This window comes from Cellulosimicrobium sp. 4261, assembly GCF_040546915.1.
GTDB lineage: Bacteria > Actinomycetota > Actinomycetes > Actinomycetales > Cellulomonadaceae > Cellulosimicrobium > Cellulosimicrobium cinnabarinum.
Genome location: NZ_JBEPOQ010000016.1, coordinates 1 through 12,989, shown reverse-complemented (window position 1 = coordinate 12,989; position 12,989 = coordinate 1). Strand labels below are relative to the sequence as shown.

The 12,989-nt window shown below is 74.7% G+C and carries 11 protein-coding genes; 5 read left to right on the top strand and 6 right to left on the bottom strand.

Features of this window, described 5'->3' with window-relative positions:
• The first annotated feature begins 132 nt into the window (after positions 1–132).
• From ABIE39_RS16225 to ABIE39_RS16215, 3 genes are all read left to right on the top strand, one after another.
• The gene (locus tag ABIE39_RS16225) at positions 133–1,257 is read left to right on the top strand and encodes a sn-glycerol-3-phosphate ABC transporter ATP-binding protein UgpC (RefSeq protein ID WP_175009002.1); all 1,125 of its coding nucleotides are present in this window, start codon (positions 133–135) and stop codon (positions 1,255–1,257) included.
• Between the two features lie 229 nt (positions 1,258–1,486).
• A complete protein-coding gene (locus ABIE39_RS16220) occupies positions 1,487–3,163 on the top strand; it encodes a discoidin domain-containing protein (protein WP_354052585.1) in 1,677 nt (558 codons plus the stop codon).
• Positions 3,164–3,291: 128 nt separating this feature from the next.
• Entirely contained in the window at positions 3,292–4,536 is a 1,245-nt protein-coding gene (locus tag ABIE39_RS16215) for a DUF4032 domain-containing protein (RefSeq protein WP_232422933.1), read from the top strand.
• Between the two features lie 69 nt (positions 4,537–4,605).
• Here the strand turns inward: ABIE39_RS16215 and rlmB are convergent, their stop codons facing one another.
• From rlmB to ABIE39_RS16200, 3 genes are all read right to left on the bottom strand, one after another.
• Positions 4,606–5,625, bottom strand: coding sequence for a 23S rRNA (guanosine(2251)-2'-O)-methyltransferase RlmB (rlmB, locus tag ABIE39_RS16210; protein ID WP_175009004.1), 1,020 nt, complete (start codon positions 5,623–5,625; stop codon positions 4,606–4,608).
• Between the two features lie 228 nt (positions 5,626–5,853).
• Complete coding sequence (gene cysS / locus ABIE39_RS16205) at positions 5,854–7,284, bottom strand: cysteine--tRNA ligase (protein ID WP_354052583.1); 1,431 nt, start codon at positions 7,282–7,284, stop codon at positions 5,854–5,856.
• 74 nt (positions 7,285–7,358) lie between these two features.
• Positions 7,359–8,627, bottom strand: a complete 1,269-nt coding sequence (locus ABIE39_RS16200; RefSeq protein ID WP_209829860.1) for an alanine racemase — start codon at positions 8,625–8,627, stop codon at positions 7,359–7,361.
• Positions 8,628–8,671: 44 nt separating this feature from the next.
• Here ABIE39_RS16200 and ABIE39_RS16195 point away from each other — a divergent pair, with 44 nt between their 5' ends.
• Positions 8,672–10,081, top strand: coding sequence for a D-arabinono-1,4-lactone oxidase (locus ABIE39_RS16195; RefSeq protein ID WP_354052582.1), 1,410 nt, complete (start codon positions 8,672–8,674; stop codon positions 10,079–10,081).
• A 58-nt stretch (positions 10,082–10,139) separates the two neighbouring features.
• On the opposite strand, the gene ABIE39_RS16190 is transcribed toward ABIE39_RS16195, so the two are convergent.
• Complete coding sequence (locus ABIE39_RS16190) at positions 10,140–10,778, bottom strand: TetR/AcrR family transcriptional regulator (protein ID WP_081599891.1); 639 nt, start codon at positions 10,776–10,778, stop codon at positions 10,140–10,142.
• 158 nt (positions 10,779–10,936) lie between these two features.
• Here ABIE39_RS16190 and ABIE39_RS16185 point away from each other — a divergent pair, with 158 nt between their 5' ends.
• The gene (locus tag ABIE39_RS16185) at positions 10,937–11,506 is read left to right on the top strand and encodes an LpqN/LpqT family lipoprotein (protein ID WP_186810434.1); all 570 of its coding nucleotides are present in this window, start codon (positions 10,937–10,939) and stop codon (positions 11,504–11,506) included.
• 2 nt (positions 11,507–11,508) lie between these two features.
• Here ABIE39_RS16185 and ispF read toward each other — a convergent pair whose 3' ends face one another.
• Entirely contained in the window at positions 11,509–12,078 is a 570-nt protein-coding gene (gene ispF / locus ABIE39_RS16180) for a 2-C-methyl-D-erythritol 2,4-cyclodiphosphate synthase (protein WP_175009009.1), read from the bottom strand.
• Complete coding sequence (gene ispD / locus ABIE39_RS16175; protein ID WP_354052579.1) at positions 12,075–12,821, bottom strand: 2-C-methyl-D-erythritol 4-phosphate cytidylyltransferase; 747 nt, start codon at positions 12,819–12,821, stop codon at positions 12,075–12,077. The genes ispF and ispD overlap by 4 nt, the downstream gene beginning before the upstream one ends.
• Between the last annotated feature and the right edge of the window lie 168 nt (positions 12,822–12,989).

Here is a 12,989-nt window from a genome sequence, read left to right as displayed (position 1 = left end):
GGAGGGGGTCCGACTTCTTCTGTGTCGTCGAAGACACGCTCGTCCGCCATCGCGAACAGCTACGTCGACGTGGCACGTCACTGCACAACGGATCGTCCGGCACGTACCTGCCGGTGGAGGGATGTACCAGTCATGGCTACGGTCACCTACGACCACGCAACCCGCGTCTACCCCGGGACCGAGCGTCCCGCCGTGGACCAGCTCAACCTGCACATCGAGGACGGCGAGTTCCTCGTCCTCGTCGGCCCCTCGGGCTGCGGCAAGTCGACCTCGCTCCGCATGCTCGCGGGCCTCGAGGACGTCAACGGCGGACACATCTACATCGGCGACCGCGACGTCACGGACGTCCAGCCGAAGGACCGCGACATCGCGATGGTCTTCCAGAACTACGCGCTGTACCCGCACATGTCCGTCGCGGACAACATGGGCTTCGCGCTGAAGATCGCCGGCACGCCGAAGGCGGAGATCCGCCAGCGCGTCGAGGAGGCCGCGAAGATCCTCGACCTCACCGAGTACCTCGACCGCAAGCCGAAGGCGCTCTCCGGTGGTCAGCGCCAGCGCGTCGCGATGGGCCGTGCGATCGTCCGTCAGCCGCAGGTGTTCCTCATGGACGAGCCGCTGTCGAACCTCGACGCCAAGCTCCGCGTCCAGACGCGCACCCAGATCGCGTCGCTCCAGCGCCGCCTCGGCGTCACGACGGTCTACGTCACGCACGACCAGACCGAGGCCCTCACGATGGGCGACCGCATCGCGGTCCTCAAGGACGGTCTGCTCCAGCAGGTCGGCACGCCGCGCGAGATGTACGACACGCCGGCCAACGTCTTCGTCGCGGGCTTCATCGGCTCGCCGGCGATGAACATCGGCACGTTCGCGGTCAACAACGGCGTGGCCGAGGTCGGCCCCGCGCGCATCGCGCTCGAGCGCGAGACGGCCGCCAAGATCACCGAGGCCGACAACGGCAAGGTGACGATCGGCTTCCGTCCCGAGGCCCTCGACGTCGTGTCGCAGGCTAACGAGGCCGCGTTCCCGGTCGAGGTCAACATCGTCGAGGAGCTCGGCTCCGACGCGTTCGTCTACGGCACCCTCAAGGGCGACCTGGCCTCGCAGGCCGACGTCCACTCGGGCGCCGGCGACAACCAGGTCATCGTCCGCGTGGACCCGCGCAACGTCCCGGCCAAGGGCGAGCGCATCTACGTGACGATCCGCCCGGGCCAGTCGCACGTCTTCGGTGCGAACTCGGGTCAGCGCCTCAGCTGACACCCCGCACCACCACCGCAGGGCGGGTCCTCCCCACGGGAGGGCCCGCCCTGCGGCGTCCCGGGGACCGCCGTCGGGCGCGACGTTCCCGGGGACCGCCGTCGTGCGCGACCGACGGCGCGCCTGCTCTTGACACCGCCATGGGTGACCCGAAGACTGCTTTTGCACACGCGACGTCAGAAGTCGCCTGTTCGTCACCCAAATAGACAACGCTGTCAATTGGAGCCTCATGCAGATCCCGCACCTCTCCTCGCGCGCCCGGCGCCTCGGCGCGGCGCTGGCGGGCGGCGCCCTCGTCGCGACCGCGCTCGCCGCTGCGCCGGCCGTGGCGGTCCCCGCCGTCGCGCCGTCGTCCGCCGGACCGTCGGCCACCGCGGCGCCCGTCACGTGCGACGCCGACGACGGCCTCCCCGACTCCAAGATCTCGATCCAGCTCTACACGCACGTGGGCGAGCTCGGCGGCTCGGGGACGCCGTCCCCCGAGACGCTCGACCGCGTCCTCGGCGAGGTGGCCGCTGCGGGGTTCACCAACGTGGAGCCGTACAACCAGCCCTACGCGATGCCGGTCGCCGACTACCGGGCGATCCTCGACCGGCACGGCCTCCAGGTGTCGTCGAGCCACGGCAGCACGGACCGGGCCTCGTGGCCCGAGACGGTCGCGTACGCCGTCGCGCTGGGCCAGGACTACATCGGGACCGGCGGCATGGCGGGCGGCTACGGCACCTACGACGAGGCCGTCGCGACCGCGGCGTACGTGAACGAGCTCGGGCGGTACGCGCACGAGAACGGCGCGAACAAGATCGTGCTGCACAACCACCAGAGCGAGTTCACCACGCGGTACACCCACCCGGAGACGGGCGAGACGGTGAGCGCGTGGGAGGTCATCGAGGAGAACACCGACCCGCGCTACGTCACGTTCGAGCTCGACGTCGGCTGGGCCGCCGACGCCGGCCTCGACGTCCCGGCGTGGATCGAGGAGCACGGGGACCGCATCGAGCTGCTCCACATCAAGGACGCCGTGAACGTCGACGCGCCGGGCGACATGCGGCAGGTCGCGCTCGGCCGCGGCGAGCTCGACCTCCCGGCGATCATCGCCGCGGCCGAGCCCTACGTCGAGTACTTCACCTACGAGTGGGACTGGGCGCCGTCGTTCGAGACCTCCGCGGAGTCCTACCGGTACCTGCGCTGCTTCCGGTCCGACGACGGGGGCGGCGAGGAGGACGAGGACTCGCTCGCCCTGGGCCGGCCCGTGACGGCCTCCAGCATCGACGAGGCCGGCCACGAGCCGGAGAAGGCGGTCGACGGCAATGCCGGGACCCGCTGGAGCAGCGCGTGGAGCGAGCCCGAGTGGATCGCGGTCGACCTCGGTGCGAGCTACGACCTGAGCCGCGTCGTCGTCGACTGGGAGACGGCGTACGGGTCGGGCTACGAGGTCCAGACGTCGCCCGACGGCGAGACCTGGACCACCGTCCGCACCGTCACGGACGGCGACGGCGGGTTCGACGACCTGGCGATCACCGGGACCGGGCAGCACGTGCGGCTCTACCTCACCGAGCGCGCGACGCAGTGGGGCTTCTCCCTCTACGAGCTCGAGGTCTACGGCGCACCGGCCGGGCAGCTCGACCTCGACGTCGAGGTGCAGGCGCGCTGCCTCGCCGGCCAGGCGTACGTCGCCGTCCGGGCGACGAACGGCGAGGACCAGCCCGTCGACGTGACGCTCGCGACGCCGTACGGCACCCGCGAGGTCGCCGACGTCGCCCCGGGCGCGAACGCGTACCAGTCGTTCGCGGTGCGCTCCACCTCCGTCGGGAGCGGGACCGTGACCGTCACGGGCACCGCGACGGTCGACGGCGAGGACGTCACGTCGGCGTTCGACGTCGACCACGACGCGCTCGACTGCGCCTGACCTCCTGCCGGTCCCCGCTGCGGGGCGGGTCCGACCCCACGAACCGGACCCGCCCCGTCGCTCGCGCAGGCGCCGGCGGACGCACCGCGACCACCGGGCGCACGACCATGGACAATGGACCCGTGACGGTGCACAACCTGCAGATCACCGCGTCGGCCCCCGACCCGGCGCTCCTCGACCTGCCCTGGGACGTCCCGCTCGAGGAGTGGCCGGCGGAGACGCTCGCCGCCCTCCCCCGCGGCATCTCGCGGCACATCGTGCGGTTCGTCCGCCTCTCCGGGCGGGTGATCGCGATCAAGGAGATCGGCGAGACGGTCGCGTACCGCGAGTACGAGCTGCTCCGGCAGCTCCGTCGGCTCGAGGTGCCGAGCGTCGTCCCCGTGGGCGTCATCACCGGGCGACAGGACGCGAACGGCGAGCGGCTCGAGGCCGTGCTCATCACCGAGCACCTCCAGTTCTCGCTCCCCTACCGCGCGCTGTTCAGCCAGTCGCTGCGCCCGGACACCGCCACGCGCCTCATCGACGCGCTCGCCGTCCTCCTCGTGCGCCTGCACCTCGTGGGGTTCTACTGGGGTGACGTGTCGCTGTCGAACACGCTGTTCCGGCGCGACGCGGAGACGTTCGCCGCCTTCCTCGTGGACGCCGAGACGGGCGACCTGCACCGGGAGCTCTCCCCCGGGCAGCGCTCGTACGACGTCGACCTCGCGCGCACGAACATCATCGGCGAGCTCATGGACCTCGCCGCCGGCGAGCTGCTCGACGAGGACGTGGACGAGGTCGCGATCGGCGACGCGCTCGTCGCGCGCTACGAAGAGCTGTGGGAGGCCCTGACGACGTCCGAGTCGTTCGACGCGAACGAGCGGTGGCGCGTCGCGGCCCGCATCGAGCACCTCAACAACCTCGGCTTCGACGTCGACGAGCTCGCGATCACGACCGACATCGACGGCACGACCGTGCAGATCCAGCCGAAGGTCGTCGACGCGGGGCACCACTCCCGACGCCTGCTGCGCCTCACCGGCCTCGACGTGCAGGAGAACCAGGCCCGCCGTCTGCTCAACGACCTGGACTCGTTCCGGGCGGCGGCCGAGCGGCAGAACGACGACGAGGAGTTCGTCGCGCACGACTGGCTGAGCGGCGTGTTCGAGCCCACGATCCAGGCCGTGCCGCGGAACCTGCGCCGCAAGCTCGAGCCGGCGCAGCTGTTCCACGAGATCCTCGACCACCGCTGGTTCATCTCGGAGCGTGCCGGTCGCGACGTGCCGATGGCGGAGGCGACGCAGTCGTACGTGGAGAACGTCCTGCGCCACCGCCCGGACGAGAAGGCGATCCTCGGCCTCGCCCCCGGCGAGAAGGACCCCGAGTACTACGGCTGACGGACGGCCGTCGCCCCGCCGGTCCAGGGACCGGCGGGGCGACGCTCGTGACGGTGATGCGGCGGGCGGTCAGACCTCGCGCCGCAGGCGCGCGACCTCGTAGAGCGAGATGCCCGTCGCGACGGCGGCGTTGAGCGACTCCGTGTCCGACCCGATGGGGATCGACGCGACGACGTCGCACGCCTCGCGCACGAGGCGGGACAGACCCTTGCCCTCGGAGCCCGCGACGACGACGAGCGGCTCGGTCGCGAGCTGGAGGTCGCCGATCGCCGTGGTGCCGCCCGCGTCGAGCCCGACGACGAAGCACCCCGCCTTCTTCAGCTCGCCGAGCGCGCGCACGAGGTTGGTCGCCCGGGCCACCGGGACGCGCGCGGCAGCGCCGGCCGAGACCTTCCACGCGGACGCGGTGACGCCCGCGGCGCGGCGCTCGGGCACGAGGACGCCGTGCGCGCCGAACGCGCCCGCGGAGCGGAGCACCGCGCCGAGGTTGCGCGGGTCCGTGACGCCGTCGAGCGCGACGACGAGCGGCGGCCGCCCGGACGCCTCGGCGGCGTCGAGCAGGTCGTCGACGTCCGCGTACTCGTACGGCGGCACCTTGATCGCGACGCCCTGGTGCACGGCCCCGTCGGTGAGGCGGTCGAGCTCGGGCTTGCCCACCTCGAGGAGGTCGTAGCCGCGGCCCGCGACGATGTCGACGATCTCGCGCGTGCGGTCGTCGGCGTCGAGGCGCGACGCGAGGTAGACCACCTCGACGGGGATGCGCGCGCGCAGCGCCTCCAGGACGGAGTTGCGACCCGCGACGATCTCCTGGACCGACCCACGGCCCTTGGGGCCGCCGCCGCGCGAGGCCCCGCCGCGCGACGTGCCGGCACGCTCGGTGCCGCGCGCCGCGCCGCCGCGCCCGGTCGGCACGCGCTTCTCGTCGGCCACCTTGCGCTTGTGCGCCGCGTGGTAGACGCGGTCCTCGGCCTTCGGGGTCGGCCCGCGGCCCTCGAGGCCCTTGCGCCGCTGCCCGCCGGAGCCGACGGTCGCGCCCTTCTTGCTTCCGGGCTTGCGGGTCGCGCCGCGTCGTTGTGAGTTGCCAGCCATGGTGTACCGATCGTGTCGTCGTTCAGGTCAGTTCAGGTCAGTCCACGTCGGGTTCCGCGCCCGGCGTGCGTGTCTCGCTCCTGGGTCCAGTGTCCCCCAGACACCTCGCCGAGGGAGAACCGTGGTCATCACCAGGGTCTCCCTCGTGCTGCCGGAGCTCTACCTCGCGCTACCGGGGCTCTACCTCGCGCGCCGCCGGTCCGCTCCCGGGCGTCGGTCCGGTGGACGTCAGGCGAGGGTCCAGCGCGCGCCGTCGGCCGAGTCCTCGACCGCGACGCCCGCCGCGGCGAGCCGGTCGCGGATCGCGTCGGCCGCCGCGAAGTCCCGCGACGCGCGCGCCTCGGCCCGCGCCGCGAGCTCCGCGCCGACGACGGCGTCGAGCACCGCCGCGTAGCGGGAGTCGCCGCGGTCGGCCCACTGCGGGTCGCCCGGGTCGAGCCCGAGCACGTCGAGCATCGCGCGCACCGCCACGAGGTGGTGGCGCGCGACGGCGTCCGCGGCCGTCGTCCGGTCCGCGAGCGCCGCGTTGCCCGCGCGCAGGTGCTCGTGCACGACGGCGAGCGCCGCCGGCACGTTGAGGTCGTCGTCCATCGCCGCGGTGAAGGCGGTCGGCAGCTCGGCGTCGCGCACGTCGTCGACCTCGCCCACGCGCTCGGTCGCCCGCTCGACGAAGCCCGCCAGCCGCTCCCACGTCGCCTCGGCCTCGACGACCGTCGCGGGGGTCCACTCGAGCATCGAGCGGTACTGCACGGACGCGAGCGCGTAGCGCAGCACGGCGGGGCTCGTGGTCGCGAGGACCTCGCGCACGAGCAGCCCGTTGCCGAGCGACTTGCTCATCTTGGCGCCGCCCTGCGTGACCCACGCGCTGTGCAGCCAGTGCTGGGCGAACCCGTAGCCCGCGGCGCGCGACTGCGCCTGCTCGTTCTCGTGGTGGGGGAAGCGCAGGTCGAGGCCGCCCCCGTGGAGGTCGAACGTGTCGCCGAGGTAGCGGCGCGCCATGGCGGAGCACTCGAGGTGCCAGCCCGGACGGCCGCGCCCGAACGGCGTGTCCCACGACGCGGTCTCCGGCTCGCCCGGCTTGGGGGCCTTCCACAGCGCGAAGTCGCGCGGGTCGCGCTTGGCGGCGGCCTCCTCGGCGTCCGCGGGGACGTCGTCGGGCACGGGGTTGAGGTCCTCGAGGCGCTGGTTGGTGAGCGCGCCGTACTCGGGCCAGGACCGCACGTCGAACCACACGTCGCCGGGGCCGGTGGTGTAGGCGTGGCCGCGCTCGACGAGGCGCTGCATGAGCTCGACCATGTCCGGGACGTGGCCCGTCGCGCGCGGTTCGTACGTGGGGGGCAGCACGCCCAGGGCGTCGTACGCGGCGGTGAACGCGCGCTCGTACGTCGCGGCCCAGGCCCACCAGGGCTCGCCCGCGTCGGCCGACTTCGCGAGGATCTTGTCGTCGATGTCGGTGACGTTGCGGATGAGCGTCACCCGCGCGCCGCTGCGCCGGAGCCAGCGCACGAGGACGTCGAACGCGACGGCCGAGCGCATGTGCCCGATGTGGGGGGCAGCCTGGACGGTGGCGCCGCACAGGTAGATGCCGACCTCGCCCGGGGTCAGGGGGACGAAGTCGCGCACGTCCCGCGTGGCGGTGTCGAACAGGCGAAGGGTCACGCCGCAAGGGTACCGGGGACGCACCGTCGCGGCCGAAGCGGCACCGGGGCGTCGGCCGGCCCGTCCTCGCCGCGTCAGCCGAAGCTCTTGCCCTCGCCGCGGTACGTCGGGACCACGTCGACCACCTCGTCGCCGCGCACGAGGTGCACGCGGTCGAACCGCTCCATCGCCTCGCCGGCCTTGCCGTGGCGGAACCAGACGCGGTCCCCGACACCGAGGTCCGGTGCCCCGGCGGCACCGCGTGACCGGTGCAGCGGCGTCTGCACCTCGCCCGCGCCCTCGCGGCCCGTGAGCGACCACCCGGGCGTCACGACGCGCGGCAGGCGGCTGCGGGTCGCCGGGCCGGACGCGACGTACCCGCCGCCGAACGCCGTCGCCCAGCCCGGGCCCGGGACGCGCACGACGTCGAGGCCGAAGAACGCCGACGGCCGCGGCCGGAACGCGCGGTACTCGTCGAACAGCCCCGGGACGTACAGGCCCGACCCGGCCGTCACCTCGGTCACGACGGCGTCCGCGGACGACGTCTCGAGCGACCCCGTCCCGCCCGAGTTCACGAGCTCGAGGTCGTGCCCGACGACGTCCCGGACCGCCGCGACGACCTCGCCCCGCCGCTCGCCCAGCTCGAGCACCGAGAGCCGCTTGACCGCGCGGACGGCGAGGCTCGAGTCCGGCATCCCGGCGACCTGCGCCTCGTAGAACATGAGGCCCCGCAGCGCGAGGCCGGGCGTCGAGACGACCCGGGCGGCGAGCGAGGCGACGTCGCGCGCGCCGTGCAGCGGCGAGCGGCGCGTGCCCAGGTGGACCGTCACGAGACCGAGTCCCACGCGCAGCGACGCGTCCACGTCGAGGCACACCCGCACGGGCGGCTCGTCCCCGGTACCGGTCTCGGCGAGCGCGTGGCGCACGAGCTCCAGGTGCGCGGCGTCGTCCACCATGAGCGTGACCTCGCGCCGGCCCTCCTCGTGGCGGGCGAGCGCCGTGAGCGCCCCGCGGTCGACCGACGGGTAGCCCACGAGGACGTCGCGGACGCCCGACTCGACGAGCCACAGCGCCTCGCGCACCGAGTACGCCATGACGCCTCGGAAGCCGCGCTCGCCCGCGCGCGCGACGAGCGAGCGCACGCGCACGGACTTCGACGCGACGCGCACGGGGACCCCGCCCGCGCGCGCGAGCAGCTCGTCGGCGTTGGCGTCGAAGCGGTCGAGGTCGACGACGGCGAGCGGGCCGTCGAGCGCTGCGGTCGCGCGGGTCAGGCGGGCCAGGAGCGAGGGCGTCGCGCCCCGCTCGTCACCGTCCTGCGGGCCCGCGGCCCGGTCCGCCCCCGGTGCCGTGTGGGTCGTCATGGAGAGAACGTACGCCACCCGCCGGGCGTGAGACAGTACGACCTGTGAGCAGCGACGACGCCCTCTCCTGGACCAACTGGGCCCGCACGGCCTCCGCGACGCCGCGCCGTCGGGCCTCGCCGCGCGACGAGGCGGAGCTGGGCGGCCTCGTCGCCCGCGCCGCGGCCGAGGGCATGCCCGTCCGCGCGGTGGGTGCCGGTCACTCGTTCACCCCGGCCGCGGTCACGGACGGCCTCCTGCTCGACCTCGACCGGCTGAGTCTCGTCGAGCGCATCGCGCGCGGCGGCGCGGACGGCACCGACGGCGACGCGATCCTCGTGACCGTCGGGGCGGGCGTCCGCCTGCACCGGCTCAACGAGGCCCTCGCCGCCGCGGGGCTCGCGATGCGCAACCTCGGCGACATCGACCGGCAGTCGGTCGCGGGCGCGATCTCGACGGGCACGCACGGCACGGGGGCACGCCTCGGCGGTCTCGCGACGCAAGTGCGCGGCGTCCGCGTGGTCGGGGCCGACGGCGAGGCGCGCGAGGCGTCGCCCACGCACGAGCCGGGCCTGTTCGAGGTCAGCCGGCTCGGGCTGGGGGTCACGGGCATCCTGTCCGCCGTGACGCTCGAGGTGGTCCCGGCGTTCCTCCTGCGCGCGCAGGAGGAGCCGTGGCCGCTCGACCGCGTGCTCGAGCAGCTCGGGACGCCCGACGACCCCGACGGGCTCGTCGGGGGCAACGACCACTTCGAGTTCTACTGGTTCCCCCACACGCGCCGGGCGCTGACCAAGCGCAACAACCGCCTCGCGCCCGACGAGGAGGCCGTCGAGCTCGAGCGTCTGCGCACCACGGGTCCCGGGCCGGTCGCGCGGGCGCGCACGTGGGTCGACGAGGAGCTCCTGTCGAACGGCGCGTTCGAGCTGGTGAACCGGCTCGCGACCGCGGTCCCGCGCGTCACGCCGCGCCTCAACGCCGTCTCCGCGCGGGCGCTCGCGCCGCGCACGTACGTCGCGCCGTCGCACCACGTGTTCGTCACGTCGCGCCGGGTCCGGTTCCGCGAGATGGAGTACGCCGTCCCGCGCGAGCGCCTCGTGGACGTGCTGTCGAGCATCGACGCGTGGCTGGACCGCTCCGGCGAGCACGTGCCGTTCCCCGTCGAGGTCCGGTTCGCGGCGCCCGACGACGTGTGGCTCTCCACGGCCCACGGGCGCGAGACCGCGTACGTCGCCGTGCACCAGTACGCGCGCCTGCCGCACGAGCGGTACTTCGACGCCGTCGAGCGCATCGTCGCCGAGGTGGGGGGCCGCCCGCACTGGGGCAAGATGCACGGGCTCGAGGCGGACCGGCTCCAGGAGCTCTACCCGCGGTTCGACGACGCCGTGGCCGTCCGCGACGCGGCGGACCCCGAGGGCGTGTTCGCGAACGGGTACACCGACCGCGTGCTCGGCCGCGCCCCGGCCGCGCGGGGCTGACCGGCGTCCGCCCCGCCAGGGGCGGTGTCCCGTCGAGGGACGGGACGTCGGCGGCCCGTCAGGGGACGGGCTCGGGGCCGTGCTCCCGCACCGGCGAGCCGTCGGGGCGCACCATCATCGAGAGCACGTACTCGGCGAGCGCGTGGAAGCTGCGGACCGCCGTCTCGTCGTCCTGCTCGACGAGCCACGCGATCTCGATCCCGTCGATGTACCCCGCGACGACCCGGGAGAGGAACCCCATGTCCATCGTGTAGCTGACGTTCCCCCGCTCGGCCACGTTCTCGAGGAACCCGCGCGTCATCGCCCAGGTCTGCTCGAGGTGCGTGTGCGCGACGGAGCGCAGCGCGCGGCTGCGCACGCCCGCCGTCGCGAACTCGAACGTGAGGAGCCGCATGTGACGACGCGGCGTCAGCCCGCTCCACAGGCCGTCGGCGGCGGCGTGGGCGAGCGCCACGACGTCGCCCTCGACGTCGAGGGCGGACCGGACGGGCTCGGAGGCCACGAGCGCGAGGCTGTTGCCCATCGCCTGGAGGAGCTCGTCCTTGTCCTCGAAGCAGTAGTGCACGACGCCGAGCGAGACCCCGGCCTCGGCCGCGACGCCGCGGATGGTCACGGCCTCGACGCCCTCGCGGACGGCGATGGTCATCGCGGCGTCGACGAGCTGGGCTCGGCGTTCCTCGACGGACATTCGGTTCATGTGCGATTCATCCCATGTGTCGTTCTTGGGAAAGTCAAACACATCGATGCGCTTCCAGCGATCGTAGAGGCAGGTGGCGGGCCTGGCACGCCGGACGGGAGCGGGCGAGAATGACGAGCCGGACCAGCCCCGGCCCCCACCCCCGACGAAGGACTCCCGTGCCCCGACCGCGCCTGCCCCGCACCCCCTGGACGCTCGCCCTCACGGCGACCGTCGCGCTCGCCCTCGCGGGCTGCGGCGGGCCCGAGGGCGCAGGTGGTGGCACGGATCCGGTCGTGCACGACGTCCCCGAGATCCCGGTCCAGGTGACCGCGCCCGCGGGCTGGGAGCGCGGCACGCGCGACGGCGCGTTCCTGCTGCGCGCCCCGAGCGGCACGGGCTCCGACGACTTCCGCGCGAACGTCGTCGTCACCGGAGAGCAGTCGGCGCAGACCGTCGACGAGGCGGGCGCCGCGACGACGGCGGCCGCAGCCTCGATCCCCGGCTGGGTGCCCGACCCCGACGGGCAGGGGCCCACGACGCTCGCCGGGCTGCCCGCCTACCGCGTGGCCGGGACGTACGAGGCGGCGGGGACCGCCGTCGCGCAGGAGATCGTCGCCGTGCGGACGGGCGACGGGCCCGACGCGTGGGTCGTCGACCTCACGGCGTCGTACGCCGTCGACGACGCCGACGGGGCCGCGCAGGCGCGCGCGATCCTCGAGAGCGTCCAGGTCGCGCCGACGGGCTGACCTCAGGCGGGCGGTGCGAGCCGGATCACGAGAGCCGTGGCGACGGCCGCGACGCCCTCGCCGCGGCCGGTGAGGCCGAGCCCGTCGGTCGTGGTCGCCGTGAGCGTCACCGGGGCGCCCGCGGCCGCCCCGAGCGCCGCCTCCGCCTCGGCGCGGCGCGGCCCGAGGCGCGGCCGGTTGCCGATCACCTGGACGGCCACGTTCCCGATCTCGAACCCGGCGGCCCGCACCCGTCGCGCCGCCTCCGCGAGCAGGCTGGCGCCGCTCGCGCCCGCCCACTCGGGCGCGCTCGTGCCGAAGTTCGAGCCGAGGTCGCCGAGGCCGGTGGCCGAGAACAGCGCGTCGGCGGCGGCGTGCGCCGCGACGTCGGCGTCGGAGTGCCCGGCGAGACCGCGCTCACCCGGCCAGTGCAGGCCGCCCAGCCAGAGCGGACGCTCCTCGCCCTCGGGCGCGAAGGCATGCACGTCCACCCCGACGCCCGTGCGCGGGAGCAGCGGGACGGGGCCCGCGGCGACCGGTGCGGTGGTGGGCGTCCCGGCGGGTGTCCCGGTGGAGCCTGCAGGGGTGGTCATCGGTCCTCCCGGAGCGTGAGCGCCGCGACCCGCAGGTCGTGCGCGGTGGTGATCTTGGCCGCCGCGGCGTCGCCGGGCACCACGTGGACCGGGACGCCGAGCGCCTCGACCAGCCCGGCGTCGTCGGTCGCGGCGAGGGACTCGTCGTCCGCGCGGTGGACGGCGGCCGCGTGCGCGCGGGCCAGGAGCTCGCCGTCGAACCCCTGCGGGGTCTGGACGGCGCGCAGCACGCTCCGGTCGACCGTCTCGACGACGGGCTCCGCACCGGACGCGTCGTCGGCGCCCGCGGGCGCCACGCGCTTGATCGTGTCCGTGACGGGAAGCCCCGGCACGACGGCCCCGTGGCCCGCGCGCACGGCCTCGACGACGCGGCGGACCAGCGACGGCGGCGCGAGGGGTCGTGCGGCGTCGTGGACGAGCACGACGTCGGCGGGCACGCCGCCCTCCGCGAGGCCGCGGCCGGCCCTCAGACCGGCCGCCACGGACGCCTGGCGGGTCCCCGCGCCCTCGACGACCCGGACCGCCCGGTCCACCGCGGGGTCGTCGGCCAGGAGCGCCGCGACGTGGTCGCGCAGCCCGGGCGGCGCGGTCACGACGAGCGCGTCCACGACCCCGGACGCGCACAGCCGTCGGGCGGCGTGCACCACGAGCGGCAGCCCGTCGAGCTCGACGAGGGCCTTGGGCAGGTCCAGCCCGAGCCGGGTCCCGGAACCGGCGGCGGTGAGGACGGCGAGAGTCAGCACGCGCACACGCTACCGGGCACGACGACGGGGAGGGGGCCCGCCGGACGGGCGGCGCCCACCCCCGGGGGGGGTGGCGCGGTCAGCGCGGGCCGCGGCCCCGGGCGGCAGGAGGCGAGCACCACGGCCAGGATCGCCCCCGCCATGTACTCCGCGGGGTTCACCCCCCCC